This window comes from Enterobacter cloacae complex sp. SYL003 (assembly GCF_049236925.1).
Classification (GTDB): domain Bacteria; phylum Pseudomonadota; class Gammaproteobacteria; order Enterobacterales; family Enterobacteriaceae; genus Enterobacter; species Enterobacter intestinihominis.
The window spans coordinates 61,156-88,021 of sequence record NZ_JBMKJK010000014.1 but is presented as its reverse complement, the minus strand read 5'-3'; the positions used below and the strand labels follow the sequence as shown (position 1 = coordinate 88,021).

At 51.8% G+C, this 26,866-nt stretch carries 29 protein-coding genes; 17 read left to right on the top strand and 12 right to left on the bottom strand.

Annotation, left to right across the window (positions count from 1 at the left end):
- Positions 1-67 precede the first annotated feature (67 nt).
- Complete coding sequence (gene yjfY, locus ACOT1A_RS17695) at positions 68-343, bottom strand: DUF1471 family protein YjfY (RefSeq protein ID WP_023299144.1); 276 nt, start codon at positions 341-343, stop codon at positions 68-70.
- Positions 344-683: 340 nt separating this feature from the next.
- Between yjfY and rpsF the strand changes: the two genes are divergently transcribed.
- The 5 genes from rpsF (at position 684) to ACOT1A_RS17670 (ending at position 3,205) form a co-directional block, all read left to right on the top strand.
- The gene (gene rpsF / locus ACOT1A_RS17690) at positions 684-1,079 is read left to right on the top strand and encodes a 30S ribosomal protein S6 (protein ID WP_003856034.1); all 396 of its coding nucleotides are present in this window, start codon (positions 684-686) and stop codon (positions 1,077-1,079) included.
- A gap of 6 nt (positions 1,080-1,085) precedes the next feature.
- Positions 1,086-1,400: a primosomal replication protein N gene (gene priB, locus ACOT1A_RS17685; protein WP_022646836.1), complete on the top strand. Its 315-nt coding sequence runs from the start codon at positions 1,086-1,088 to the stop codon at positions 1,398-1,400.
- Between the two features lie 4 nt (positions 1,401-1,404).
- Entirely contained in the window at positions 1,405-1,632 is a 228-nt protein-coding gene (gene rpsR, locus ACOT1A_RS17680; protein ID WP_000135199.1) for a 30S ribosomal protein S18, read from the top strand.
- Positions 1,633-1,673: 41 nt separating this feature from the next.
- The gene (rplI, locus tag ACOT1A_RS17675; RefSeq protein WP_006810372.1) at positions 1,674-2,123 is read left to right on the top strand and encodes a 50S ribosomal protein L9; all 450 of its coding nucleotides are present in this window, start codon (positions 1,674-1,676) and stop codon (positions 2,121-2,123) included.
- 152 nt (positions 2,124-2,275) lie between these two features.
- The gene (locus ACOT1A_RS17670; protein WP_105322936.1) at positions 2,276-3,205 is read left to right on the top strand and encodes a DMT family transporter; all 930 of its coding nucleotides are present in this window, start codon (positions 2,276-2,278) and stop codon (positions 3,203-3,205) included.
- 46 nt (positions 3,206-3,251) lie between these two features.
- On the opposite strand, the gene ACOT1A_RS17665 is transcribed toward ACOT1A_RS17670, so the two are convergent.
- A complete protein-coding gene (locus tag ACOT1A_RS17665) occupies positions 3,252-3,890 on the bottom strand; it encodes an OapA family protein (protein ID WP_105322937.1) in 639 nt (212 codons plus the stop codon).
- A 231-nt stretch (positions 3,891-4,121) separates the two neighbouring features.
- Here ACOT1A_RS17665 and fklB point away from each other — a divergent pair, with 231 nt between their 5' ends.
- On the top strand, positions 4,122-4,742 hold the full coding sequence (fklB, locus tag ACOT1A_RS17660) for an FKBP-type peptidyl-prolyl cis-trans isomerase (protein WP_022646839.1): 621 nt from the start codon (positions 4,122-4,124) through the stop codon (positions 4,740-4,742).
- Positions 4,743-5,056: 314 nt separating this feature from the next.
- Positions 5,057-6,466, top strand: coding sequence for a D-serine/D-alanine/glycine transporter (cycA, locus tag ACOT1A_RS17655; protein WP_022646840.1), 1,410 nt, complete (start codon positions 5,057-5,059; stop codon positions 6,464-6,466).
- A gap of 86 nt (positions 6,467-6,552) precedes the next feature.
- Here cycA and ytfE read toward each other — a convergent pair whose 3' ends face one another.
- Positions 6,553-7,215 carry an iron-sulfur cluster repair protein YtfE gene (ytfE, locus tag ACOT1A_RS17650; RefSeq protein WP_023299148.1) on the bottom strand — a complete coding sequence of 221 codons (663 nt, stop codon included), beginning with the start codon at positions 7,213-7,215 and terminating at the stop codon, positions 6,553-6,555.
- Positions 7,216-7,460: 245 nt separating this feature from the next.
- Between ytfE and ACOT1A_RS17645 the strand changes: the two genes are divergently transcribed.
- Complete coding sequence (locus ACOT1A_RS17645) at positions 7,461-9,107, top strand: methyl-accepting chemotaxis protein (protein WP_022646842.1); 1,647 nt, start codon at positions 7,461-7,463, stop codon at positions 9,105-9,107.
- 80 nt (positions 9,108-9,187) lie between these two features.
- Here ACOT1A_RS17645 and ACOT1A_RS17640 read toward each other — a convergent pair whose 3' ends face one another.
- Complete coding sequence (locus ACOT1A_RS17640) at positions 9,188-10,153, bottom strand: DMT family transporter (protein WP_276170242.1); 966 nt, start codon at positions 10,151-10,153, stop codon at positions 9,188-9,190.
- A 309-nt stretch (positions 10,154-10,462) separates the two neighbouring features.
- Here ACOT1A_RS17640 and ACOT1A_RS17635 point away from each other — a divergent pair, with 309 nt between their 5' ends.
- Positions 10,463-11,071 (top strand): hypothetical protein, encoded by a 609-nt coding sequence (locus tag ACOT1A_RS17635; protein WP_023305305.1) that lies wholly within the window; start codon positions 10,463-10,465, stop codon positions 11,069-11,071.
- 9 nt (positions 11,072-11,080) lie between these two features.
- On the opposite strand, the gene ACOT1A_RS17630 is transcribed toward ACOT1A_RS17635, so the two are convergent.
- Complete coding sequence (locus ACOT1A_RS17630) at positions 11,081-14,578, bottom strand: ATP-binding protein (protein ID WP_126490143.1); 3,498 nt, start codon at positions 14,576-14,578, stop codon at positions 11,081-11,083.
- The gene (locus ACOT1A_RS17625; protein WP_023305307.1) at positions 14,575-15,180 is read right to left on the bottom strand and encodes a response regulator transcription factor; all 606 of its coding nucleotides are present in this window, start codon (positions 15,178-15,180) and stop codon (positions 14,575-14,577) included. The genes ACOT1A_RS17630 and ACOT1A_RS17625 overlap by 4 nt, the downstream gene beginning before the upstream one ends.
- Positions 15,181-15,614: 434 nt before the next feature.
- On the opposite strand from ACOT1A_RS17625, the gene ACOT1A_RS17620 reads away from it, so the two are divergent.
- Positions 15,615-15,791, top strand: a complete 177-nt coding sequence (locus ACOT1A_RS17620) for a hypothetical protein (protein WP_023305308.1) — start codon at positions 15,615-15,617, stop codon at positions 15,789-15,791.
- Between the two features lie 416 nt (positions 15,792-16,207).
- The gene (locus tag ACOT1A_RS17615) at positions 16,208-16,567 is read left to right on the top strand and encodes a DUF4156 domain-containing protein (RefSeq protein WP_023305310.1); all 360 of its coding nucleotides are present in this window, start codon (positions 16,208-16,210) and stop codon (positions 16,565-16,567) included.
- A gap of 21 nt (positions 16,568-16,588) precedes the next feature.
- Here ACOT1A_RS17615 and ACOT1A_RS17610 read toward each other — a convergent pair whose 3' ends face one another.
- Both ACOT1A_RS17610 and ACOT1A_RS17605 read right to left on the bottom strand, forming a co-directional pair.
- Positions 16,589-17,440: an AraC family transcriptional regulator gene (locus ACOT1A_RS17610; protein ID WP_276170240.1), complete on the bottom strand. Its 852-nt coding sequence runs from the start codon at positions 17,438-17,440 to the stop codon at positions 16,589-16,591.
- A gap of 81 nt (positions 17,441-17,521) precedes the next feature.
- Positions 17,522-18,370 carry an SDR family oxidoreductase gene (locus ACOT1A_RS17605; RefSeq protein ID WP_022646845.1) on the bottom strand — a complete coding sequence of 283 codons (849 nt, stop codon included), beginning with the start codon at positions 18,368-18,370 and terminating at the stop codon, positions 17,522-17,524.
- Between the two features lie 84 nt (positions 18,371-18,454).
- Here ACOT1A_RS17605 and ACOT1A_RS17600 point away from each other — a divergent pair, with 84 nt between their 5' ends.
- On the top strand, positions 18,455-18,841 hold the full coding sequence (locus ACOT1A_RS17600) for a winged helix-turn-helix transcriptional regulator (protein WP_276170239.1): 387 nt from the start codon (positions 18,455-18,457) through the stop codon (positions 18,839-18,841).
- A gap of 93 nt (positions 18,842-18,934) precedes the next feature.
- Here the strand turns inward: ACOT1A_RS17600 and ACOT1A_RS17595 are convergent, their stop codons facing one another.
- The gene (locus ACOT1A_RS17595; protein WP_276170238.1) at positions 18,935-20,878 is read right to left on the bottom strand and encodes a bifunctional 2',3'-cyclic-nucleotide 2'-phosphodiesterase/3'-nucleotidase; all 1,944 of its coding nucleotides are present in this window, start codon (positions 20,876-20,878) and stop codon (positions 18,935-18,937) included.
- A gap of 190 nt (positions 20,879-21,068) precedes the next feature.
- Between ACOT1A_RS17595 and cysQ the strand changes: the two genes are divergently transcribed.
- Positions 21,069-21,809, top strand: coding sequence for a 3'(2'),5'-bisphosphate nucleotidase CysQ (cysQ, locus tag ACOT1A_RS17590; protein ID WP_022646848.1), 741 nt, complete (start codon positions 21,069-21,071; stop codon positions 21,807-21,809).
- Here cysQ and ACOT1A_RS17585 read toward each other — a convergent pair.
- Positions 21,803-22,360, bottom strand: a complete 558-nt coding sequence (locus ACOT1A_RS17585) for a YtfJ family protein (RefSeq protein WP_017383934.1) — start codon at positions 22,358-22,360, stop codon at positions 21,803-21,805. The two genes, cysQ and ACOT1A_RS17585, sit on opposite strands and share 7 nt — an antisense overlap.
- Before the next feature lie 324 nt (positions 22,361-22,684).
- On the opposite strand from ACOT1A_RS17585, the gene ACOT1A_RS17580 reads away from it, so the two are divergent.
- The 4 genes from ACOT1A_RS17580 to ACOT1A_RS17565 all read left to right on the top strand — a co-directional run bounded on the left by ACOT1A_RS17580 (position 22,685) and on the right by ACOT1A_RS17565 (position 24,447).
- Entirely contained in the window at positions 22,685-22,891 is a 207-nt protein-coding gene (locus ACOT1A_RS17580) for a DUF1107 domain-containing protein (RefSeq protein ID WP_003856054.1), read from the top strand.
- Between the two features lie 269 nt (positions 22,892-23,160).
- Entirely contained in the window at positions 23,161-23,652 is a 492-nt protein-coding gene (locus tag ACOT1A_RS17575) for an Hcp family type VI secretion system effector (RefSeq protein ID WP_046621020.1), read from the top strand.
- Positions 23,649-24,065, top strand: coding sequence for a polymorphic toxin type 44 domain-containing protein (locus ACOT1A_RS17570; protein WP_071892806.1), 417 nt, complete (start codon positions 23,649-23,651; stop codon positions 24,063-24,065). Before ACOT1A_RS17575 ends, ACOT1A_RS17570 begins: the two co-directional genes overlap by 4 nt.
- Positions 24,043-24,447, top strand: a complete 405-nt coding sequence (locus ACOT1A_RS17565) for a hypothetical protein (protein ID WP_105322940.1) — start codon at positions 24,043-24,045, stop codon at positions 24,445-24,447. Before ACOT1A_RS17570 ends, ACOT1A_RS17565 begins: the two co-directional genes overlap by 23 nt.
- Positions 24,448-24,506: 59 nt before the next feature.
- Here the strand turns inward: ACOT1A_RS17565 and ACOT1A_RS17560 are convergent, their stop codons facing one another.
- Both ACOT1A_RS17560 and msrA read right to left on the bottom strand, forming a co-directional pair.
- On the bottom strand, positions 24,507-25,844 hold the full coding sequence (locus tag ACOT1A_RS17560; RefSeq protein WP_022646849.1) for a hemolysin family protein: 1,338 nt from the start codon (positions 25,842-25,844) through the stop codon (positions 24,507-24,509).
- A 250-nt stretch (positions 25,845-26,094) separates the two neighbouring features.
- Positions 26,095-26,736 (bottom strand): peptide-methionine (S)-S-oxide reductase MsrA, encoded by a 642-nt coding sequence (gene msrA, locus ACOT1A_RS17555; protein WP_003856057.1) that lies wholly within the window; start codon positions 26,734-26,736, stop codon positions 26,095-26,097.
- Between the last annotated feature and the right edge of the window lie 130 nt (positions 26,737-26,866).

Genomic DNA, 26,866 nt, shown 5'->3' with positions numbered 1-26,866 from the left:
CCCCGGCAGGGGGCAATCATATATAGCTATGATTTTCGTTGGCTTTCCTGGTGCTGGCGATAAAGCGTTACTGGTAAATATCTGCACTGGCGCGCATATTGCCGTTGCTGCCGGGCTCACGTGTCAGTATGACGTGATAGTATTTTGCGCCCTGCGCATCGGTTTCTTCATTAAGCGCCTGATCTGCTTCACTTTCAGTGGCGAAGTTATGATTGATGTAAATAACGCCTAAGCTCTGCACATCATCCATGTTTCTGGCCTGTCGGCTGTCTATCTTGATGGCTGCCATCGCGTTTGCACTGAGCAAAAGCGCAGCCAAAATGGCGAATGCGATTCTTTTCATGATATGCGCTCCACAACTGCGTGCTGTGATATGGGGTAATGCTCTCCTTCTCTGCTTAAGGCTTCTGATTAAAGTGTAATCGCTACTCGGGTTGCGATGGGTGACCATTTCTGATGGTGTTGTTCAAAAAAACAGCGTTTCTGATAAGTGAGATTTTAAATCACCCACTTAGAACAGCTTTACCCTTTGTGCGAATTATTTGTGCAATCACCTTGTGTTTAGCGGGGCGCGCAAGTATTATGACGCGTCAATTTTTCAGCCGACCTTTAACACGTTCCTTGCCTCCCCGGGCCTCGGCTGACCCAGACAGGAGGCTGAATAATCCGTAAGGAGCAATTCGATGCGTCATTACGAAATCGTTTTTATGGTCCATCCTGACCAGAGCGAACAGGTTCCGGGTATGATCGAGCGTTACTCTGCTGCCATCACTGGTGCAGAAGGCACGATCCACCGTCTGGAAGACTGGGGCCGCCGTCAGCTGGCTTACCCAATCAACAAACTGCACAAAGCTCACTACGTTCTGATGAACGTTGAAGCGCCGCAGGAAGTGATTGATGAGCTGGAAACTACCTTCCGCTTCAACGATGCCGTTATCCGCAGCATGGTTATGCGTACCAAACACGCAGTGACCGAAGCATCTCCGATGGTTAAAGCGAAAGACGAGCGCCGTGAGCGTCGCGATGATTTCGCAAACGAAACCGCAGATGATTCTGATGCTGGGGATTCTGAAGAGTAATTTCTGATGACCAACCGTCTGGTGTTGTCCGGCACCGTGTGCAGGACCCCCCTTCGAAAGGTCAGCCCATCAGGAATTCCGCATTGCCAGTTCGTGCTTGAGCATCGTTCTGTGCAAGAGGAAGCCGGGTTTCACCGGCAGGCGTGGTGCCAAATGCCCGTTATCATTAGCGGACACGAAAACCAGGCCATTACTCACAGTTTAACGGTCGGTAGTGCAGTAATCGTTCAGGGGTTCATCTCTTGCCACAAGGCAAAGAACGGCCTGAGCAAAATGGTTCTGCATGCCGAGCAGATTGATTTGATAGATACTGGAGACTAGCCAAATGGCACGTTATTTCCGTCGTCGCAAGTTCTGCCGTTTCACCGCGGAAGGCGTTCAAGAGATCGACTATAAAGATATCGCAACGCTGAAAAACTACATCACCGAAAGCGGTAAGATTGTCCCAAGCCGTATCACCGGTACTCGTGCAAAATATCAGCGTCAGCTGGCTCGCGCTATCAAACGCGCTCGCTACCTGTCTCTGCTGCCGTACACTGATCGTCATCAGTAATCGGGCACGGTCCATTAATACGACTTTAAGAGGATAAGGTAATGCAAGTTATTCTGCTTGATAAAGTAGCAAACCTGGGCAGCCTGGGTGATCAGGTAAACGTTAAAGCGGGTTACGCTCGTAACTTCCTGGTACCACAGGGTAAAGCTGTTCCAGCTACTAAGAAAAACGTAGAGTTTTTCGAAGCACGTCGTGCTGAACTGGAAGCCAAACTGGCTGACGTTCTGGCGGCTGCTAACGCTCGCGCTGAAGCAATCAACGCACTGGGCACCGTTACCATCGCGTCTAAAGCTGGCGACGAAGGTAAACTGTTCGGTTCCATCGGTACTCGCGATATCGCTGATGCAGTCACTGCAGCAGGCGTTAAAGTGGCTAAGAGCGAAGTTCGCATGCCGAACGGCGTTCTGCGTACCACTGGTGAGCACGAAGTTGACTTCCAGGTTCACAGCGAAGTGTTCGCTAAACTGGTTGTTAACGTAGTAGCTGAGTAATTTTTTACTCTGCTCACGTCGAAGCGCCGGCCTTGTGCCGGCGTTTTGCTTTTTAGCGTGACCCTACGTCATGTTTTGCGATTGTAAGGTCGCTATTCCTGATGCATTCTCTGATAATAAATTGAAACGCAATTTTATTTATGAGATTTGTCATGGATACCGCTCTGCCCACGCCCGCCTTTGCCCGTAGAAATGTGGCCTATGCCTGCGCCACGCTCTGCTGTCTGCTTTGGGGAAGCTCATACCCGGCCATTAAAAGCGGCTACGAACTCTTCCAGATCGCGACCGATGATATTCCGTCCAAAGTCGTCTTTGCCGGATACCGTTTTCTGTTTGCCGGTGCGTTGCTGCTGCTCTTTGCCCTGGCCCAACGTAAACCGATTGGCAGGCTCACACCCACGCAGTTTGGTCAGCTCACGATCCTCGGGCTGACCCAGACCACCATCCAGTACACCTTCTTTTATATCGGCCTTGCTTACACCACCGGGGTGAACGGTTCGATCATGAATGCCACCGGGACCTTCTTCAGCGTGCTGCTGGCGCACTTTATCTACCACAACGACAAACTCAGCTATAACAAAACGCTGGGCTGTGTTCTGGGCTTTACCGGCGTGATGCTGGTGAACTTCCACGGCGGGTTAAGTGATTTCCAGTTTGTCTGGCAAGGTGACGGATTTGTGGTGCTGGCGGCCTTTATTCTCTCTGCGGCCACGCTTTACGGGAAACGCATTTCCCAGACCGTTGACCCGACGGTGATGACGGGATGGCAGCTGGCGATAGGCGGGGCGGCACTGGTTGTGGGAGGCTATGCCACGGGCGGGGCGCTGGAGGTGCACAGCATGAAGGCCGTCGCCGTGCTGGGGTATCTGACGCTGCTCTCATCCGTGGCGTTCGCCCTGTGGAGCGCGCTGCTGAAAGTGAACCGCGTGAGTATGATTGCCCCGTTCAACTTTGTCATACCTGTAGCAGGAACGGTGCTCTCCGCCATATTCCTCGGCGAAGACATTCTGGACATCAAATACGCGATTGCGCTGGTGCTGGTCTGCTCGGGGATCTGGTGGGTGAATAAACGTCGTGCCTGAGAACAAAAGTACCGGGGGGCGGCTTTGCCTTACCCGGCCTGGGCTATTAACGTGCTCTGATAAAACTGCCGTCCGGCTGGCGGGTAAACAGTACCTGCTGCCCGTTTCCGGTATCGATCGTTAACCCGGTCACCACCCCACTGGCATTCTGGCGGATCTGCACCATCTGACCATTTTGCAGGTTGCTGAGCGGCTTGCCTGCCCCCTCGACTTGCGCCATGGCATACACATCCGTTGCAGGCAGGCTGTGGTCGCGGAACAGCTGAGCAAGGGTTTTCCCTGGCTCTACGCGATACGAACGCCACTGCTGCTCAATGCCGGTGGGCTGTTGCGCCTGTGGCTCTGAAGGGGCGGCGGCCTGCTCCTGATCTTCCTGAACAGGTTCAGGTTCAACCGGCGCAACCTGGCCCGGATCGTTAGACGGTGTGACCAGTTGCGTCTGCATCGGCTGTGAATCAGGCTGCGGCTGGCTTGGCGACTGGATATCCAGCTCAGCATTGCGGCTTACCGGCCCGGTATCAACGTTGTCACTGCCGGAAGGAAGCAGGAAACCGATGACCATCAGCAACGCGCCGATGATAATGCCTCTGCGGTGCAAAGGCGGCAGCGGGTCCATGATGCGAAAGTTATCCGGCGCATGCCAGATTTTCGCCAGGGTAGGTTTCAGTTCAAATCGCCCGGGCATGGCTCTCCTCCTGCTCCGCGTCTTTTTATCCTGTCCTGAGAAGTGTAGTTTGCTAACTGCCTGATGGGCGTAACAAAGCCAGCTTTCGTGACATATATTAGGGAAAATCCTGACGGCTACTATTGTTTCCGTTTCGTCGCAGTTTGTCACCTTTACTTAAGACAAAGTTTTACCCATAAGGGCATGGCTGATATGCTGCCCGCTACTTTAAATGTGATGGAAGGAAAACCCATGACCACCCCGACTTTTGACACTATCGAAGCGCAGGCAAGCTACGGCATCGGCTTGCAGGTAGGACAGCAGCTGAGCGAATCCGGCCTGGAAGGTCTGTTACCGGAAGCGCTGGTGGCGGGTATCGCTGACGCGCTGGAAGGCAAGCAGCCCGCTGTGCCGGTTGACGTTGTGCACCGTGCGCTGCGTGAAATCCACGAACGTGCTGACACCGTACGTCGCGCGCGTTTCGAAGAGATGGCGGCAGAAGGCGTGAAATATCTGGAAGAGAACCGTGAGCGTGAAGGCGTGAACAGCACCGAGTCCGGCTTGCAGTTCCGCGTAATCAATCAGGGTGATGGCGCAATCCCGGCGCGTACCGACCACGTTCGCGTACACTACACCGGTAAGCTGATCGACGGCACCGTGTTCGACAGCTCCGTCGCGCGTGGCGAACCGGCTGAATTCCCGGTCAACGGCGTGATTGCAGGCTGGATCGAAGCCCTGACCCTGATGCCAGTAGGTTCAAAATGGGAACTGACTATCCCGCACAACCTGGCATACGGCGAGCGTGGCGCTGGCGCGTCCATTCCGCCATTCAGCACCCTGGTGTTTGAAGTCGAGCTGCTGGAAATCCTGTAATCGGTTTTTCTTATTTTCCTCTCTCCGATCGGGGAGAGGAAAATAGCGATAAAACCTGGAGTTACGACGGAATCAACATTTTGTATTGCAAACGAAACTGTTACGTGTATTTTTGTGAGCTGTTTCGCGCTGTATGAGTGATATGACACTCACTTTCAACATATTATTAACATAATATTCAAATCATAGTATTCATCCCGCCGATTCTTACCTACTATCGATAAGCCCTTACAAAGGGAACGTCATTTTTTTGGCGTATTTAAAGGCCAGAAGAGCCTTAACAACACAGACAGGCATAAACAGGAAAATATCACATGGTAGATCAGGTCAAAGTCGCCGCCGCAGAAGAGGCGACGTCTGAACAGTCGCTACGGCGAAATCTCACGAACCGTCACATTCAGCTTATTGCCATTGGTGGAGCCATCGGCACCGGGCTGTTTATGGGCTCGGGCAAAACCATCAGTCTTGCCGGCCCGTCGATCATCTTCGTTTATATGATCATCGGTTTTATGCTCTTTTTCGTGATGCGTGCAATGGGTGAATTGCTGCTCTCGAACCTCGAATACAAATCCTTCAGCGACTTCGCGTCAGACCTGCTCGGCCCGTGGGCTGGCTATTTTACCGGCTGGACCTACTGGTTCTGCTGGGTGGTTACCGGCATGGCGGATGTTGTCGCTATTACGGCCTACGCCCAATTCTGGTTCCCCGGCCTGTCGGACTGGGTGGCCTCGCTGGCGGTGATTGTCCTGCTGCTGAGCCTCAACCTCGCGACCGTTAAAATGTTCGGTGAGATGGAGTTCTGGTTCGCGATGATCAAAATCGTCGCCATCATCGCGCTGATTGTCGTCGGGCTGGTAATGGTGCTGACGCACTTCCAGTCGCCAACTGGCGTTCAGGCCTCGTTTGCCCATCTGTGGAATGATGGCGGCTGGTTCCCGAAAGGCATCAGCGGCTTCTTCGCCGGTTTCCAGATTGCGGTGTTCGCGTTTGTCGGGATTGAGCTGGTGGGGACCACGGCGGCGGAAACTAAAGATCCGGAGAAATCCCTGCCGCGCGCGATCAACTCCATTCCGCTGCGTATCATCATGTTCTACGTGTTCGCGCTGATCATCATTATGTCCGTGACGCCATGGAGCTCAGTAGTGCCAACCAAGAGCCCGTTCGTCGAGCTGTTCGTGTTGGTGGGGCTGCCTGCTGCCGCGAGCCTGATTAACTTCGTGGTGCTGACCTCTGCAGCCTCTTCCGCGAACAGCGGCGTCTTCTCCACCAGCCGTATGCTGTTTGGTCTGGCGCAGGAGGGCGTTGCCCCGAGCGCGTTCGCCAAACTGTCTAAACGTGCGGTACCGGCGAAAGGGCTGACCTTCTCCTGCATCTGTCTGCTGGGCGGTGTGGTGATGCTCTACGTTAACCCGAGCGTAATCGGCGCGTTCACCATGATCACCACGGTGTCGGCGATCCTGTTTATGTTCGTCTGGACCATCATCCTCTGCTCATACCTGGTGTACCGCAAACAGCGTCCACATCTGCATGAGAAGTCGATCTACAAGATGCCACTGGGCAAGCTGATGTGCTGGGTATGCATGGCGTTCTTCGTCTTCGTGCTGGTGCTACTGACGCTGGAAGAAGATACCCGTCAGGCACTGATCGTCACGCCGCTGTGGTTTATCGCGCTGGGGCTGGGCTGGCTGTTTATCGGTAAGAAACGGATGGCTGGCATGCGTTAAGCATGTTGCCGGGTGGCGCTGACGCTTACCCGGCCTACGTTCGAGGACGTTGTAGGCCCGGTAAGCGCTAGCGCCACCGGGCTTTTTTATTTACCCGATAATGCACGCGGGAACAGAACGTTATTCTCAAGACTGATGTGTTCCATCAGATCGTCGATCATCTCGTTGATGCCGTTGTACATCGCTTTCCAGGTGGTGCACGCCTCTGGCGGCGGTGTGACATTGTGGGTGGTGTGTTTGATCACTTCCAGCAGTTCTCCGGCGTCATCATGTTCGCTTTCCATCACGCTGATTGGCCCCATTGCCTGGCTGCCCATGCCCTGTTTGATCATCGGGAAGAGGATCTGCTCCTCTTTCATCATGTGGCTGGATAGTTCTTCGTGCAGCATGGTCAGGTATTTCGCCAGGCCGCGCGGTACGGAAGGTTTATCGGCGTGAACGCGCTCAACTTTGGTGGCCTGTAAAATCAGCTCCGGCAGCTGTTCGCGGTGACGGTCGTGGTAACGCACAATGATATGGTCGATGATTTCAGCCAGCGGCGCGGTGCGCCAGTCTTTGTCGACAGGCTGTTCTGCCAGCTTAGCCAGCTCCGCTTCGATAGCTTCTACATCCAGCTCTTTACGCGACGCTGCGCGCGCCAGCGTTTGCTTACCGCCGCAGCAGTAATCCATATCGTATTTACGGAACAGCGCTGAAGCGCGAGGGATGGAGAGCGCCAGCTCGCCTAAGGGTTGGTCGCGGAAGGCCATAGCAGTTACCTCATCATCAGGAATATAAGATGCATTTTAAATGCATCTTTATGGGGATACTATAACCCTTTAGAGGCAAGGGTAAAAATGAGAAGGGGATCACAAAAAAATCGTGCTTTTAACTTGCTGATTGAATGCAGAAAAGGGCTTTCGAAAGTTTTTAAAGGTGGAGAAACAGTAAACAACCTGCCGCGCGTGCCGATAGATACAGGTCAGACAATACCTGTATATAAAAAAGGCAACGCATGTTTAAACGTATAAAAGTCATTACTCTTTTGATTTCGGTGCTGCTTGTGCTCGGCATCATGCAACTGATCTCCGCCGGCATTTTCATTAATGCGCTCAATAACGACAAAGAGAACTTCACCGTTTCTCAGCTTTCCAGCCAGAACGTCGCGGAGTTTACCGACGCCTGGATCAGCCTGAATCAGGCGCGTGTCACCCTTAACCGCGGCATGCTGCGTCTGCAAAGCAGCATGGCGTCGCAGATTAACGGCGGGCAGCTGAACGAGCTGGTCAATACCGCGAAAAACCTGCTGGCTGATGCCCAGACACATTACGATAAATATTACGCGCTGCCGGAAACGCCGGGTATGGACGAGCACCTGGCCGACAGGCTGGAAGAGCACTACCGCATCTACTCCGCCACGCTGACGCAAATGAACGTTCTGCTGGGGCAGGGCAATCTGGAAGATATGTTCAAACAAAATGCCGAACAGAAGCAGACCGCGATGCAAAAGGTCTATCGCGAGTGGCGGGAGGCGCAGGCCGCGCTCACCGACAAAGGCATCAAGGACAATGAAAGCGACTACAAACGCATTCTGTGGATCCTGTCTGCGGTGATGCTGCTGGTGATCGCGGTGATTATTTCCAGCTGGATTGCGATGCGCCGCGTGCTGCTGCTGCCGCTGGAAGAGGTGATCAGCCATATCCGCGCCATTGCGGCAGGGGATTTAACCCAGCCGATTCAGGCTGAGGGTAAAAATGAAATGGCGATCCTGGCGCGCAACGTTCAGGAGATGCAGACTGCGCTGGCCAACACGGTGGGCGTGGTGCGTGAAGGCGCAGATACCATCTACACCGGCGCGGGTGAAATCTCGGCGGGCAGCAACGATCTCTCGTCTCGCACAGAGCAGCAGGCCGCTTCTCTGGAAGAGACGGCAGCCAGCATGGAACAGTTAACCGCCACCGTGAAGCAAAACGCCGATAACGCGCGTCAGGCGTCGCGTCTGGCGCTGGACGCCTCCTCCACCGCGAAGAAGGGCGGAAACGTGGTAGAAGGCGTGGTGCGCACCATGGACGAAATCGCCACCAGTTCCAGCAAAATTGCGCAAATTACCAACGTAATCGATGGCATTGCCTTCCAGACCAATATTCTGGCGCTGAACGCGGCGGTAGAAGCGGCGCGTGCGGGCGAGCAGGGGCGTGGCTTCGCGGTTGTCGCGGGTGAGGTGCGTACCCTTGCCCAGCGCAGCGCTCAGGCGGCGAAAGAGATCAAAGCCCTGATCGATGATTCCGGCGAGCGCGTTAACGCGGGCTCTCAGCTGGTAAATGAAGCGGGCGCGACGATGGCAGAGATCGTCAATGCAGTTACGCGCGTGACGGACATCATGGGGGAGATTGCGTCGGCCTCCGACGAACAGAGCCGCGGTATCGACCAGGTGGGCCAGGCGGTGGCGGAGATGGATCGCGTTACCCAACAGAACGCCTCGCTGGTGGAGGAGTCTGCGGCGGCGGCGGCGGCGCTGGAAGATCAGGCCGCGCGCCTGAACGACGCGGTGGCGGTGTTTAAGATCACCCGTAACCAGGCGGTGAAAGCCGCGCCAGTAAAGACCTATGTACCTAAAGCGCAGCCCGTAGCGGCGTCTGAAGCGAACTGGGAAACGTTCTGATACTGTGCCGGGTGGCGCTGACGCTTACCCGGCCTACGGTTTTGTAGGCCCTGCAAGCGAAGCGCCGCTGGTCGAAAAGCTCACCCCTCCGACGCCGGAACGACCATCGGTTTTTCCGGCTTCGCTCTCACCGCAATCACCACCCCAACGACCAGCAGCGCGATCCCGCAGGCCGTTAGCAGCGGCGGCACGCTCTGGCGCATCAGGAAGGTATAGAGCAGCCCGGCCAGCGTTTCAAAGACAATCAGCGGCCCCAGTATCACCGTCGGCAGCTTCTGGCTGGCAATGTTCCAGCACAGCGCGCCAACCCACGAACAGAGCACGGCAATGGCGACCATTAACCCGACGAATACCCACGGGCGCGGTCCGAAGGGCAGGGCGAAATCCGGATGCTGGCTACCCAGCCAGATACATGCACCCACATAGCCCAGCAACGAGACAGGAAGCGTGACCAGCGCCTGCGCCGTCGCCCACATCATCGGATGCTTATCCGGGTTTTCCCGCAGCCAGCGTGCGTTGCGCAGGGCATACCAGGTCCAGCAGACAACCGAAATAACCGCCAGAAAGATCCCAGAACCGTAACGCCACAAGCTGAAGTTTTCGAGGCCGTGGCGTAGCTCGGCAATATTCACGCAAGCCAGCCCCACGGCGATGCATACCAGCGCAGGCACCATTTTTGACCACGCCAGTTTCCCGTCTCGCTGGCTATAAAGCAGGTTTGCGAAAACCGGAATGACCACCGGCAGCGTGCCGATAATCATGGTCGACACCGGCGCACCGGTACGCTGAATGGCGCTCGCCAGGCAGACGTAGTAGATAAGATTACCCATCATGGTCAGCCACAGCGCGGTGAGCCAGTCCTGGCAACTCAGCTGGCGCAGACGCGCACGCCCCAGCAAGGCCAGCGGCACGGCAATAAGCCCCAGCGCCAGATAGCGTCCGGTCGACTGCAATATTGCCGGGTACTCCGGCACAATCAGCGGGCCGACGAAAATCAGCCCCCACATCAACCCTGCAAGCAGGGCATACAACACGCCGCTAATCATCTTTTCGTCCACAGTAATACATGTTGTAGCCAGTGTAGGAGGCACAGATGCACGCGTATTGTATGAGGTTGCGCATTAGCGCTCAGGGAACGTAAAGACATGGGGCCAAAGCGTCAGCCGCCAGGATACTTTTTCCGTGGTTTCAGTTTAATCCTACAAGACATACCTATAAGACCTACAGGCTTCGAAGGACGGTGTCATTACTATAGTCGACGGATTTTTACGACCACGGCATAACGTCGGTTTTCATATCCTGCAATCAACGACGTGGGACGATGAGAACGATCGGCCTATTTTACAGGAAAGAAGATGCAGGAAGTCATATGGTCCGAACAGGTGATGCTGACAGGGCGTTCCCGTATTTCTATCAGCGGAGCCAATAATGTATTTTGTTCCGCGCTGGTGGTGCTTTTCAGGAATATTATTTCGCCAGACATTATTACCATGCCAGAGATCCAGGTGCAGGTCTTTGTCGGAATGACGCTGCCACAGGTGTTCGTATGGCGGATGAAGGAGGATGCGGCAATGGAAGGGAAGATCCCTCGTATTGTTTTCTGTACTGACTCTTGCTTCCGAATGCTGTCAGGGACCAGCGGATATGAACGAACACTGTTCATTACTCCAGATACCAGCATTTATGCGGTGGCTGAAATAATCAGACGCTGGATTGCCGGTTACGCCTCGCACGCTTCGGACAACGTTCTGCCTCTGCTCACTCGATGTGATAACCGAACCATGCAAATGCTGGAAAAAGATATCCCACTCCCTCTTGAGGCCAGACGGCTCTTTCGCTCGGTAAAAACGCTTTATTGTCAGCGCGCTTTACTGTCGGACCGGATCGGGACGCACAGCCGTCAGGAATTATATCTAAAAGCGCGTCTGATACTCAGTCAAAGCCAAACATTAGCGCTTGGTTAGGCTCAAGGTTCATGACGAGAGATCGCTTACCGCATCTTCAAGACGTAGCGCAAGCTGAAGGCAGAGGCTGATGGTTTTCCTGTCTGCGGCTTCTTCCAGTTCAGTACATAAGTCAGCCAGCGAATCGTTCTTCAGAAGATAAAAACCGCCTTTCATCAGGTGAGCAAGTTCGGCGATCTGCAAGAAATCTTCCGCGCTGATAGCGTCGTGCAAATCGCTGATGGTGACGTCGAGATGCGCTAAGCAGGAGTTAAATACATGCTGGTCGACCCGATCTTCCGCTTTTGCGCATGTGTTTGTGGCGGGCTGGATAGCGCTGGCAAATTTGCTTAATGCGAGGGATAGGGTTTTGAGCGAAACGGGTTTAAAGAGGCATTCCGTCATCCCGGCCTGAAGACAGGCTCCTCTTTGTTCATCGCGGGCATCAGCCGTCAGGCCGATAATTACAGTATCGCTGTTTTCCTTACGGATTAATTTTGTCAGCTCAATTCCTGAGATATACGGCATATTACAGTCAGTGATAATAATCTCGGCACCGGTGCTTCTCCACTGAGCATATGCGTCACGAGGATCGCTACATTCGATCACGACGTAGCCAAGGTATGACAGCTGCTTATTTAACAGCATGAGATTTGGGTAAAAATCATCAACGACAAGAACGGTGGCTGAGCTGTTTTGACGCTGGATATCTATAACCTCTGCCGCAGCACGCTTGCTCTTCTGTTGGCTTACGCCCACTTTTAACGTAATGTCGACTCTGGTTCCCACGCCCGGTTGACTATGAAGTTGTATGCCTCCACCCAAAGCTTCACAAAGCCGGCGAGAGATGAGGAGTCCAAGCCCGGAGCCTGACTGATGAGAATAGCCGTTAATATCAGCCTGGGAAAAAGGTCGGAATAATGTCTGTTGCCCTTCAGGCGATATACCGCAGCCCGTATCCGTTATGGCAATTTGCAGCAGGGCGACGTCTGTGACTTGAGAATTAACGCATTCTACTGCGACACGCACTTCGCCTTCATTCGTGAATTTGATGGCATTACTGATGATATTGCTGACAACCTGTCTGAACCGAAGCTCATCTGTTGTCACAATGATGTCGTCGAGCTTTGCTGGATATAGGAGTACAAGCTCGATACCGTTGTTGAACGCGCCAGGCCTGAATAAGGAGATAATCTGTTCAATGGTTTTTCTGAGCTCCATTTCTGTATAATGAATAACCAGTTTTTCAGATTCAATCATGGAAATATCAAGGATATTACCAATAAGTTCCTGTAGTACGTTTGACGAAGAATAGGCGACGTCGAATGCGGTACTGTCTATGATTCCATCGTGGAGTTTTTTTGTTCCAAGCTCCAGCATACCGATAATGGCATTCAGAGGCGTTCTAATTTCATGGCTCATGGTGGCAAGAAAAGTGGATTTTGCTACATTCGCCCTTTCAGATTCCTTCCTGGCTGCTCTTAGGCTCTCTTCCATTTCGATTCTCGACGTGATGTCAATCCAGCCGCCAATAACGCCATTTACGCGGCCTTCGGCATCCAGGAATGGCACCATCCAGTGATATATCACGGCATCAGGGCGCCCATCGCTGAATGTAATTGCCCGGTCTTTCGAGATTGATACCTTATCCCGTAACACGCTGAAGAAATCCTGGCGGTATGTTTCAAGAGACGAAAGATGTGAGGCCGTTGTATTTTCAAACTCAGCCTGACTAAAAGCGTATTCCTGTTCGATATGGAAATCTTTTAAAGCTTCCGTATAGGCCTCATTAAACGATATGAGCTCTGCATCTTTATTACGAACATACAGGGGATTCGGCGTGCCGTTGATAAGCGCGTTTGTCAAAGCCAGCTGATCGTCCAGTTTTCTCTGGGTCCGCTGTGCATGTCGAACGTGCTTTCGAAGGACAAGCGCCCAGCCGGTGGAAATCATGCCCAGCAGGAGAAGGACTATTACCGTGTAGAGAATGGCGGTTTTGTTTGCTTCGATGAAACTTGTTTTTGAGGGCGCGGCGGTCCATTTCGTGGTGATATCGTCGAGTTCAGATCCGGCGAGGTTCTTTAATGATTTATTGATTATTTCATACAAAATTTCATTGTGCGCGGAAATGCCCAGGGAAAGTTTGGCAAAATTTCCATCAACTATATCGTCTATGGCCAGGGAATATTGATGCGTGTGTGTGTAATAATTAGCGGAGACAAAATTATCAAGTACGGCATCGACTTTGTTACTGCTTAATAAATTATAGGCAGCTGCCGTCGAAGATACAGGCACAACGGTATACGAAGTGAGATCATAACCCTCGAGATGATTAACATCCATAAAAGTCGCGATCCGGCGAGCGCGCGTAGGCAATTTTTTTAGGCTCTCACCGTGACGAGTAACGAAAACAAGAGGAAATTGAATGAAGCTTCGGGTAAACCGATATCGCGTATCGGTGTTGTATACGGAGCTGGCAAAGCCAATGATCTCATCAGGATTAATGTTCTTTGATGACGGGTTTTCTGGCAAAAATGCAAACGTAACGTTAAGCATTTTGCCAATCAGACTAAAGACATCAGGGATGATGCCAGTAAACGTCCCGTTAGCATATTCTGAAAAAGGTGGCGCGGTTGTTGGCAGCTGAACATAAAACTGCTTCTTACCTTGTAACCACCGGGCTTCCTTTTCGGTGAGATATTGTGGTGAGCCCGGCGTGATAAAATCACTGGATTTATCCCAGCCCCTTATGAATTCTGACAGATCTGACTGGGATATCTTTTGTAGCCCGGATTCTATGATTTGTCTGGTTTTTATATCAGAGTTACGTATTGCGAAGTATACTTTTCCTTCTGCCTGGTTAATGGTATTAAGCTGGCGACTGACGTGAAGAGTATTGAAAACGCTATTGTTATAAAAATAACCAGCACTTATTGCATCACCCACATAGATATCGTTTTTATGGAGGGCGACAGAGGCAAGCGCATTCAGTACGGAATCGTAGCGGTTTATTTTTGCTTCAGGATAGCGCTCTTTTATAAACTCATCAGAAATAAACCGTTCAACGGTGGCAATCGTCTCGTAATCTTTTGTGTCGGGTTTATTTTCCGCGGGTGCGATTTCAACTATTTTATTCGTTGAAATAACCGGGAGATAAGAATACCTGGATTTTTTCGTTTCAGTTACCGGGCCAGTGGTCGTGATCGCATCAATAGACCCTTCTGCCAGCGCGTCAAAAGCAGCGACAGCGTTATCGAAAAGGGTGACAGAGAAATGGATATCCGAATTATTACGGATTGTCCGCAGTATGTCGGCATTGATCCCATCAAGGTATTCGCCATTAATAACGATATCGAAAGGCGGATAATCGGGTCTGTAAACACCCACCTTCAGAGATTGCTTATAAAAACGCTGGATGATTGTATCGGGGTAAAGTTCCAGAGACAGAGATTTGTCGCTCAGTGGTTCCGCACAGGCGTACAATGGCAATAAAATAAGCAGCAGCTTAAAGTGAACCCATCGCTTCATTCAATCTTTTCTCTTTTAGCAATCTCGATCAAATCAACCAGTGTCGTAACGCCCATTTTTGTCATTATCCGGGTTTTATAGGTACTGATTGTTTTGCTGCTCAGGCACATGCTGTCTGCTATTTCAATATTTTTCATTCCAGCAATGATTTTACGCAGTACCTCTAGTTCGCGGTTTGTCAGTGAGGATGATTTTCTTGATGTAAAATTGTTGGCATAGCTTATATTTGGAAAAAATGTAAAACCAGAATTGATGGCTTTGATCGCCGCTGAAACATCTTCCATACCCTCATTCTTTGTCAAAAATCCAGACACACCGGACATCATGCATCTGCTGGCATAGAGTTCCGCTGACTGTGAGGTGAACACCAGGATTTTTGTATTAATCTCTGCTTTTCGCACCGCCGCGATAACCGACATCCCATCCATGTTAGGAATACCAATATCCAGTATGACGATATTGTATTTCCCTTTTTTTATCTGGTTTATAGCCTGCGCACCGTTATCACATTCATCCACATGAGTGAAGCCTATCTTTTCTAATGTCATTTTCAATGCCATGCGGACTGAAGGATGATCGTCTACAACAAGTGCGGTTTTCATACTAACCCTTAATATAATCGGCAAGCGATGCATTATTCTGATGTTAACGCATTAGCCTGGCTCATTCCACTGGTGCGGCGACAAACTGGCTGTAGGTTGAACCCGTGCAGTCAGTTCATTTCAAATCAGGCTTCACCAAAACAACCTGAATGCGTAAAATGTATATAACGTGTTGAATAATAGGTTGTTAAATCGTTCTGTTTACTTGCTACTTAACGCTCAGTATAGCCATTTTTACTACAGAACGAGGTGTCCCTTTTCGCTTTCACGTGTAAGGTTTTTCCTCTTTTTATCGTCACTGACTGATTTCCGTAACACGCAACTCTCCACGCAGGATTGTGGGACTTTTCCTACGTACATTGTCGCCAACGCTGATGTTATCCATTCGGCTGGTAAAATAAAATACAGCCAGTTCGATGTTGACAGGAAAACAAATGAAATTACATTTTTTAAAAAATGCGCTACTGCTGCTTTCAATAACGCTTTTTACCGGCTGTACGGCTAATTCATGGATTGATGCGGTTGGAAGTGTGTTAGAGGAGAAAGATAAATATGAGAAAGACTCGCGATCCAAAAGAATTAAGGCTGCCAATAAGGCAGCAGGCTACTAGATTATTTCAGGCGTGGTAAGCGTTTTTGATGGTTTTTCATTTTTTATCTGCACCATATTAATAGCCACAGCGAGCTGGCGATTATGTTTGTCTTACGATCGAACGTTAATGTAATAATTGTGATAAAACTATTTTTAGTCTGCTTAATGGCGGTGTTTGCACTAATGGTTGTAAACCCAAGCGCGATCTTTGGAAACAGGAGTAATGAAGAAATCAATGAAAGCGAAGACCATTATCGTGCTCAGGATTTAGCCCGGCAAAAACCGGTTTTATTTGTGACCGGCTTTAGATGAGGAATTATAATTCTTGAGTTGAATGTAACATTACTCTATTATTGATACGCTATTTGAGTGATCGCGCGTGTATAACAAAAATGCCTGATAACTCATTTTATTTCAAAGGGATAAAATAAAGACATGAAAAAAAGAGCGATAGTATTATTCAGTATGGCGTTAACCGCATGCTCAGCAAATAACTTGAACCAGGGCGCTGAACGGGTACGTATTACTAATACTGAACCAACCGGCAATTGTACATTCCTGGGGGAAGTGACGGGCAGCCAGGGAAACTTCTTCACGGGTGGATGGACGTCAAACTCTAATCTTGAGACTGGCGCACGTAATGATTTAAAAAACCAGGCTTACAGTATGGGGGGTAACGTTGTCGTTATTCTTACGCAGCGAGCAGGGCAGACCGGGAGCGCCTACTTCGGCTCAGGTTCCAGCCAACAAACTAACGTCACGCTAAGCGGTACAGTGTATCGCTGCAATAACTGATAAATAATCTAAGCACAGTATTTAACGTGCAATAAAGCCCTGAGCCGTTAAGCGCGGCGAAACCTGCTTCTGGTAACGCACGGGCGTAATGCCGTAGCGGCGGGTAAAGGCGCGGGTCAGGTGAGACTGATCGGTCAGCCCCGTTGCGGCGGCCACCTCGGCGGCAGGCATGCCGTGGGTGAGGAATGCTTTGGCGCGCCACAGCCGGATGGCCATCAGCATCTGGTGTGGGGTGACGTGAAAATGGGCCTTAAACTGGCGCTGGAAATGGTACGGACTGAGCGACACAACGTTCGCCAGTTCGTCCAGGGTGAGCGCGCGCATATAGTTGTCGTGCAGATAGTCGCGAACGCGCTCGAAGCGGTGCGCGCCCTCCCGGGCTACCGGCGCGTGACGGGCCAGCGGCTGGAACGTCTCAATCAGATCCAGCAGCAACCCTTTTTGTGCCAGCGCATCGTTCGTATGCCAAAGGCCGTAAATCAGCTGGCCAATTTGCTGCGAGCGCAGCGGGTCGTGGCGGGTCACGTCGCTAAACCACCAGTGGCGAAGGCCGGTGACTTCTTCCAGCAGGTCGGGTTCGATATAGACCATCCGGTAGCGCCAGCCGCCTTCGGTGGCGGATTCGCCCGTGTGGATCTCGTCCGGGTTCATGGTCACGACCGATTTTTCAGCGGCTAAGTGTTGGGTTCCGCGGTAACGGAAGCGTTCGGCGCCGGTTTCAATGGTGCCGATACCGAAGGCTTCATGCGTGTGAGGCTCAAAGGCGTAGTCAGCAATATGCGCGTGATATAGCTCCAGACCCGGCAACTGCGCCAGATGGCGAAAGCGCGCTCTGTCTCTCTCATCAGTAAACTGTTCCGGTACGCCTTGCACGGTGAGCCTCCTTGTGGGTCATCGCTTCATTATCCGAGATGACCCGAAGGGATGCCACAAAAAATAACCAATTCTTAACAATTACAGAATGGCTTTGATGCTCTCTGCCAGCGGCGTGGTCGGACGGCCAATCAGTTTGCTCAGGGTACGGCTGTCGTCAAACAGGCCGCCTTTGGACGCACCGGTATCAGAATCCGCCAGCATCTCCGCCAGCCCGGCAGGCAGACCAACGCCTTTCAGTGCGGCGGCATAATCGGCTTCGCTGAGGTTCTGATACGTTACCGGCTTACCGCTCTGCTTGCTCAGCTCCGCAGCCAGTTCGCTCAGCGTCCAGGCATTGTCACCTGCCAGTTCATACACCTTGCCGGCGTGACCCTCTTCAGAAATCACTTTTGCCGCAGCCGCCGCGTAATCCGCACGGGTCGCAGAGGCAATTTTGCCTTCGCCTGCGGCACCTATAAATACGCCGTGTTCCAGCGCTGGCGGCGCGCTTGCCAGATAGTTTTCGGTGTACCAGCCGTTGCGCAGCAGGGCGTAAGGCACGCCTGAAGCCGCCAGTGCATTTTCGGTTTCGACGTGCTCAACGTGCAGACCCAGCGGGGAGGTATCCGCATGCAGCAGGCTGGTGTAGGCGATAAGTTTCACCCCGGCGGCTTTGGCGGCGTTAATCACGTTCTGATGCTGTGCGGCGCGCTGGCCCACTTCGCTGGAGGAGATAAGCAGCAGCTTATCCACGCCGTTCAGGGCGGTGGTGAACGCGGCCTGGTCGGTATAGTCCGCCTGACGTACCACAATTCCCCGCTGGCTTAAGGCGTCGGCTTTTGCCGGGTTACGCACAATAGCCACGATCTGGCTGGCCGGAACGGTTTTCAGCAGTTCTTCAATAACGTGTTGGCCAAGCTGGCCGGTTGCGCCGGTAATCGCGATCATGATGAATCTCCTTCGTGTTTGTCTGGTGTTGTGGCACACTATCACCATAACTAACTTTTAGTAAGTACGCACAAAAAGGTAAGTATGAAAGCACCGATACCGACGCTCAGCGAGCAAATGCGCGATGGCAATCTCTTTGCAGAACAGTGCCCGTCACGGGAAGTGCTCAAACATGTTACCAGCCGCTGGGGCGTGCTGATCCTGGTGGCGTTACGTCAGGGGACGCATCGTTTTAGCGATCTGCGCCGCAAGCTGGGCGGTGTGAGCGAGAAGATGCTGGCCCAATCGCTTCAGGCGCTGGAGCAGGACGGGTTTGTCGATCGCGTTTCTTATCCGGTTGTGCCGCCGCACGTGGAATATAGCCTGACGCCGATGGGGCTGGAGGTGAGCGAGAAGGTGGCCGCGCTGGCTGACTGGATTGAGGTGAATACGCCGAAGGTGATGGCGAATCGGGACGATCGTGCGGCATGAAATGCCGGGTGGCGGCTTCGCCTTACCCGGCCTACCCGCAATCCTCGATCCCGTAGGCCGGGCAAGCGCAAGCGCCACCCGGCACAATCATCGCTACCTGCTCAAATCCACCTGATAAATCGCGAACCCAATATCATCCGTCGCGACCTGTTTCATCGGATACTGCGCCTTATCCTTGATAAACGCGGCTGCTTTATCGGACGGTGATGTCTCAAAGCGAATATCCAGCGTCGTGTCGCTGTGGATCGGCGCCAGACGCCAGTTGTTATCCACCGCCGGATGAATTTCACCCGCTTTTTTCGACTCCGCGCTAATCCACGCCGCCAGCACCGAACGGTTCTCATCCGGCGAGGCAAAGGCGATGTGGCTGTCACCCGTACCGGCAAACTTACCGCCATAGGCGCGGTAGTTGTTGGTCACCACCAGGAAAGAGGCATTCGGATCAATCGCTTTGCCGTTGAAGGTCAGGTGTTTGATGCGTTCTGCCTGCGGATTAATGGCCTGACATTCGCCGTCATATTTCGCGGGCTGGGTTACATCAATCTGATATTCCACGCCGTCGATCACGTCGAAGTTGTAGGTGCGGAAACCGTCCCAGTTTATCAGCGACTGCGGTTTGCTGCTGTGCGGATCGATCTGGTTGAACTGTCCGGCAGAGCACTCCAGCCACTCCTTCACCTCTTTCCCGGTGGCTTTCACCACCACGAGGGTGTTGGGATAGAGGTAGAGATCGGCGGCATTACGGAAGGTCAGCTGGCCTTTTTCCACCTCAACGTAGCTGGCCGGATCGTTCTTACGCCCGCCCACTTTGAATGGCGCCGCGGCAGACAGAACCGGCAGATTGGCCAGATCCGGATCGCCCTGAATATAGTGCTCGGCATAGGCTTTCTGCGCCATGTTGACTACCTGCACGGTCGGGTCATCCTGTACCAGCGCGAGGAAGCTGTACATGTTATCAGCCGATTTACCGATCGGCTTGCTGACAAATTCACGCGTTGCGTCGTGGTCATGCTTCAGGACATCGACCAGCTTTTTATCTTCTTCGGCCAGGGATTTTTTTGCAGCGGCATCATAAATCGGACGCGCTTCCGCTTTCGACTGCGTGACTTTCCAGCTCCCGCTGTCGTTATTCAGCACCAGATCTACCACGCCAAGGTGGTCGCCCCACATGCCCGGCATCACCGATGGCACACCGTTGAGCGTCCCTTTTTCGATGTCCGCGCGTTTGATACTGGCGAAATCTTTGCCCGGGAAGACGGCGTGGGCGTGACCAAACAGGATCGCATCCACGCCCGGTACCTGGCTGAGGTAATACACGGAGTTCTCAGCCATCGCCTGATACGGGTCGGCCGAGAGGCCAGAGTGGGCCACAACGACCACCACATCTGCGCCTTTCGCCCGCATCTCCGGCACGTATTTGCGCGCCGTTTCGGTAATGTCGTTGACGGTTACTTTCCCGTCGAGGTTGGCTTTATCCCACGTCATGATCTGCGGCGGCACAAAGCCGATATAGCCGATTTTCAGCGTCTGTTTTTTACCGTCCTGGTCGACAACCTCGGTCTCTTTAATCAGGTAAGGGGTAAAGAGCGGCTTTTTCGTCTTAACGTCGATGATATTGGCATTAACGTACGGGAATTTTGCCCCTGCCAGCGCATCGTGCAGGTATTTCAGGCCGTAGTTAAATTCGTGGTTGCCCAGGTTGCCGACGGCATAGTCCAGCGTATTCATTGCCTTATAAACAGGATGGATCTCGCCTTTCTTCAGCCCCTTCGCCGCCATGTAGTCGCTGAGCGGGCTGCCCTGAATTAAGTCCCCGTTATCGACCAGCACGCTGTTTTTCACTTCACCGCGGGCGGCGTTGATCAAACTTGCCGTACGTACCAGTCCGAATTTTTCGACAGGCGTATCTTTGTAGTAATCGAAGTCCATCATGTTGCCGTGCAGATCGGTGGTTTCCAGAATGCGGAGATCCACCGTCGCTGCCTGAACGCTTGCCGCAATCAGCGTTGCCAGGAGCGTTGCGCTAAACTTAATCATCTGAGGAGTCCTTTTTTCGATCCAAGCCACAAAAGAGTATGTATGTAGTATTTGTTGCTTACAGAAGTGTGAATGCTGCCAGAAAAAAGAACGCTGAAACCAGAATTGCTTCACAGATAGCGGAATTGTTCACATTACGATATAACTAAAACAATAAGTTATGCCCACTGCGTTAACGAAGAGGTGGAGAATGTTAGATCAAATTTGTCAGCTCGCACGGGATGCGGGTGATGCCATTATGCAGGTGTACGACGGTGCGAAACCGATGGATGTTGTCAGCAAAGCGGACGACTCCCCGGTGACGGCGGCGGATATCGCGGCGCATACGGTGATCCTGAAAGGTTTGCAGACCCTGACGCCGGATATTCCGGTCCTTTCTGAAGAAGCGCCCCAGGGCTGGGACGAACGTCAGCACTGGCAGCGTTACTGGCTGGTGGACCCGCTGGACGGCACGAAAGAGTTCATCAAGCGTAACGGTGAATTTACCGTGAATATCGCCCTGATTGAAAAAGGAAAGGCGGTGCTTGGCGTGGTTTATGCCCCGGTGATGAAGGTGATGTACAGCGCGGCGGAAGGTAAAGCCTGGAAGGAAGAGTGCGGCGTGCGTAAGCAGATCCAGGTGCGAGATGCCCGTCCTCCGCTGGTGGTGATCAGCCGCTCGCACAGCGACAGCGAGCTGGAGGAGTACCTGCAACAGCTGGGGGAACACCAGACGACGTCGATCGGCTCGTCGCTGAAGTTCTGTCTTGTGGCGGAAGGGCAGGCGCAGTTGTACCCCCGTTTCGGGCCGACGAACGTCTGGGATACGGCGGCAGGGCATGCGGTGGCTGCGGCCGCAGGCGCGCATGTGCATGACTGGCAGGGTAAGCCACTGGACTACACCCCGCGCGAGTCATTCCTCAATCCTGGCTTCAGGGTGTCACTTTACTGAGTCAGCAGCTTATGCAGCAGGGCAACCACCTGCTGCACCTCATCCTGCGTCAGCGCGCCGTCTTTAACCCACTGTACGCGACCGTTTTTGTCCAGCACAACAATCGCTGAACTCTCTTCTTCCAGCTGCCACGCCTTACGCGTCACGCCGTTGCTGTCGACAATAAACTGCGACCAGGGATAGAGCTTCTTATTGCTCTCAAGGCTTGAGCGCACAAACATCCCGGAGCCGGGAATCGCGTCGTCGGTATTCACGATGGTGGTGGTCTGGTAGCGATCGTGCGGGAGTTTTGCGGCCTTGATCGCTTCCACGAGGGTGGCGTTTTTCTCTTTAGCGGATGTACGTCCGGCAATATGCTGTACAACTCTCACTTTGCCCGCAAGCTGCGCGCTATTCCAGGCTTTGTAGCTAAACTTATCATTGTCGAGAATCAATTCTCCCCGGTCAGCAATGCCGACCGGCGGGACACGTTGTCCTTTTTCAATGTTGTGTGCGGAAGCCATCAGCGGCAGCAACAGGCAAGCTGCTGCCAGGAGGTTACGTAGGGTCATGGTGTTTCCTTATTGTGAGCAGGTGATCCGACCACTTGGTCATGCGCTTTTAATCATAAGTGCGATCAATGGGCTTTTCCCGCAATCCCGATGCCAGTTTGCGGGCGAACGCACATATCCACGCAAAAACGACGGCATATACTGCTCTGTATCACGCTTTGCAAAGATTATTCTGAATAATTGTAATCAAACGGTAAATAAACTTATGCACACTGGGTAAGTACGAGGTTCTGGTCTATAGTCATTGGGCATCAAAATTTGCGCTCAGGACAGTCGGGCCGATTGTGGCACCGCAAGGGCGTATGATTCGCAGGAGATACAAGAATGAAAATTTTCCAACGCTACAACCCGCTTCAGGTGGCGAAGTACGTGAAGATCCTGTTCCGTGGACGGTTGTATATCAAGGATGTTGGCGCTTTTGAGTTCGATAAGGGCAAAATCCTTATCCCGAAAGTGAAGGACAAACAGCACTTGTCTGTGATGTCCGAAGTCAACCGTCAGGTTATGCGTCTGCAAACTGAGATGGCTTAACCAACGTGCTATGCAGTAGTAGTTAAAAAGACGGCTCCCGATGGGAGCCGTTGATGTTTGTAGCCATCGTTTTACATATATTCATGTTCTGGATATTTCACACAGCCTTTCTGGGATGTGAATATATTTCACACTGTTTTATTAAGTTAATCTAAAATTACTTTTCAGCCTGTAACCGTTGATATAGGACAATAAAGCATTAACTGTTTATTGGACTTATCTCGTTACGCAGGAACAATGGTCATCTCACTTTGAAAAGGAGTTAGATGATGGCTATTCCTGCTTATTTATGGCTGAAAGATGATGGTGGTGCGTTAATTAAGGGGGCAGTAGATGTTCAAGGAAGAGAGTCAAGTATAGAGGTTAATGGTTTTTCACATAACGTATCAATTCCTACTGATCCATTGACAGGGAAAATTACAGGAACAAGGAAGCATTCCAGCATCATTTTTTTGAAAGAGTTTGATTCCTCTTCTCCCTATCTATTTAAGGCCGTTTGTACAGGCCAGAAATTAATAAGCGCAGAGTTTAAATGGTATCGTATTAATGATGCGGGGCAAGAAGTTGAATATAACAATATGCTTTTAGAGAATGTCACTATTGTTGGGGTTTCACCAATAATGCATGATACAAAAGATGTATTAAAGGAGAAGCATAATCATCTTGAATGTGTAGAAGTACGTTATGAAAAAATTACATGGAAACATTGTGACGGAAACCTGCTTTTTTCAGATAGCTGGAATGAAAGGGGTAAACAATGAGATATCCGGTAAGTACAGTTAATCCTCATCCTCCCTATGATATATCTTCCTTCTCCCCCTTAGGTGTATCAGTTGTAAGCAACATGATGATAGCTCGTTTTCACCGTGGTCCATCAGCGTTAACATATCTTTGGTTTTACAAGCAGGTTCGAGGGCATGGCCCCTGGGATTATAAAAATCAATTAGGCAGGCAATACGAAAATTTCGGCAACTTTCATTATGGAGCGGTGGGTATTGCTGCTGGTATAAAACCTGAGATATTGCTACGAGGTGCAGGTATCGCTCAGATTCTGGCGGGAACGAGTTCTCCTGATTTTGAGAACAATAAAGGACCAGATCCTCATGGCGATGATCCTACAGATCAAACATGGATTAGAGCGGGGATAGACTATGCTCAGCGTGCTGGTTTCTAGGAAGAAAATTTATATATTACTCGCAATCCTGATCTCTTCTTATGGCATATGGCGTGCTGTTGATGAGTTTCTCTATATTGAGCAAGACATTATTCGCAAAGAAAATATCGGGAAGGTTTCCGTACTGTATATTACAGAAAGCAATGCGGGAGCTACGACTTCGAATGTATATAAATATTATTTGGCGTCGTCAAAAAAATCGGAAGAAGCTTTTTTAGGCGATGTCAGGAACGGGTATGCTCCATTTATGATAACTACGGATCCTGAAGCAAAAGTAGAGAGTGAAGAAAACACTATATATATCACAGTCAGTGGTAAAATTTATCAATTTAGCAATATATCTTACTCAACGCTTATCTATTTGAATTCATCACCTTTTTAAAATTTAGAGTGAATCTCGGAGGGTAAAAGAAAGGGCAGCTCACCGCTGCCCTTCATAAATTACGCCGACACCTTATCTTCCGCATCTGGCAGCTTCGGTACCAGCACGGTCGGTTTACTATCAATGCGCGTTACCAGCAGTTGGTCGATGCGGTAGTTATCAATATCCACCACTTCAAACTTGAAGCCAGAGAATTTCACCGAGTCGGTACGTTTCGGGATCTTACGCAGCATAAACATCATAAAGCCGCCGATGGTCTCGTAGTTTCCGGACTGCGGGAACTCGTCGATGTCGAGCACGCGCATGACGTCTTCAATTGGCGTACCACCATCGATCAGCCATGAGTTCTCATCACGCTGCACAATTTGTTCTTCCAGCCCCTGGCCGACCAGGTCGCCCATCAGCGTCGTCATGACGTCGTTGAGGGTGATAATGCCCACCACCAGCGCATATTCGTTCATGATCACCGCGAAGTCTTCACCGGCGGTTTTGAAACTTTCCAGCGCTTCGGAGAGCGTCAGGGTGTCCGGCACAATCAGGGTGTTGCGGATCTGCACGCCGCTGTTCAGCGCCAGGCTCTGGTTTGCCAGTACGCGGTTCAGCAGGTCTTTGGAGTCCACATAGCCGATGATATGGTCGATATCTTCGTTACAGACCAGGAACTTGGAGTGCGGATGCTGCGCCACTTTGGTCTTCAGGCTCTGCTCGTCTTCATGCAGATCGAACCAGATGATGTTCTCACGGCCGGTCATGGAGGACGGCACGGTACGGGATTCCAGTTCGAAAACGTTCTCGATCAGCTCGTGCTCCTGCTTGCGCAGCACGCCTGCCAGCGCCCCGGCTTCCACCACCGCATAAATATCGTCGGAGGTGATGTCGTCTTTACGCACCATCGGCAGCTTGAAGATGCGGAAAATGACGTTCGCCAGGCCGTTGAAGAACCACACCAGCGGACGGAAGACATACAGGCAGAAGCGCATCGGGTTGATGATACGCAAAGCCACAGCTTCTGGCGCAATCATACCGATGCGTTTCGGGGTCAGGTCCGCGAATAGAATGAACAAACCGGTGACCAGCGAGAAGGAGAGGATGAAGCTCAACTGCTCGGCCAGCTCTGCGGACATGTACTTTACAAACAGGCTATAAAACGCCGGAGAAAATGCTGCATCACCCACGATACCGCCAAGAATGGCGACCGCGTTCAGGCCAATCTGCACCACGGTAAAGAACATGCCTGGGTTTTCCTGCATTTTCAGAATGCGTGATGCGTTGATGTTGCCCTCGTCGGCAAGCAGCTTCAGTTTGATTTTACGGGAGGCAGCCAGCGAGATCTCCGATATCGAGAAAAATGCACTGACGGCAATAAGACAAAGTATTACTAAAATACTGTTTAACATAGTTTATCCGGCTTCTCGCCAGATCCTCAGAAGGGGAGTTGATACCATTCGTGTGAAGACACATTGAACTCAGCTCGTAGCGTTGAGCCGATTATTTCAGCGGTAGTATAGCGTAAAGGCGTGTAAATCTGCCAGAGGTCACGTTTACGGCAAAAAGTGGCCGGATGAAAAGGCAGTGAGTGGTTAAGTAATGAACTGACACTTTTGCTTACAGGCGCGCCACGCGGCTCGCGTGGCGCTGATGTTGTAATCAGTCCTGCTGTGGAGGCAGACAGACGCCGATGCCGCCAATGCCGCAGTAGCCGTACGGATTTTTATGCAGATACTGCTGGTGGTCGTCTTCGGCATAGTAGAACGGTTTCGCAGTAGCGATTTCCGTCGTGACCTGACGTTTATCACCGGCTGCCTGCATCGCTTCCTGGAAACGCGTCAGGCTGGCGTGGGCCGCAGCCTCCTGCTCAGGGGTGAGCGGATAGATGGCCGAGCGGTATTGGGTGCCGTGATCGTTACCCTGACGCATGCCCTGCGCCGGGTCATGGTTTTCCCAGAACACCTGGAGCAGCTGTTCATAGCTAATGACGCTCGGGTCATACACCACACGCACCGCTTCAGCATGACCGGTCTCACCGGAACAGACTTCGCGGTAGGTTGGGTTAGGCGTATATCCTCCGGTGTAGCCCGCAGCGGTGCTGTACACGCCCGGCAGTTGCCAGAACAGGCGTTCTACGCCCCAGAAGCAGCCCATGGCAAACAGGGCGATCTCCATTCCATCAGGAACGTTTGTCATTGAATGGTTGTTTACGGCGTGTAATGTCGCCACTGGCATAGGGGTGTTGCGTCCCGGTAACGCATCGGCTTGTGATACCAGATGCTTTTTATCAAATAAACTCACGGTGGGGCCTCCGGGGTAGCGTTGTTTCGGTTAAGGTTGTCACGAAGCGTTTAATTGAACACAATAAATGCGATGAATGAGTCTAGATTTAATCATAAGAAATATTTGGGTGTTAGGCCCTTTTTCAACC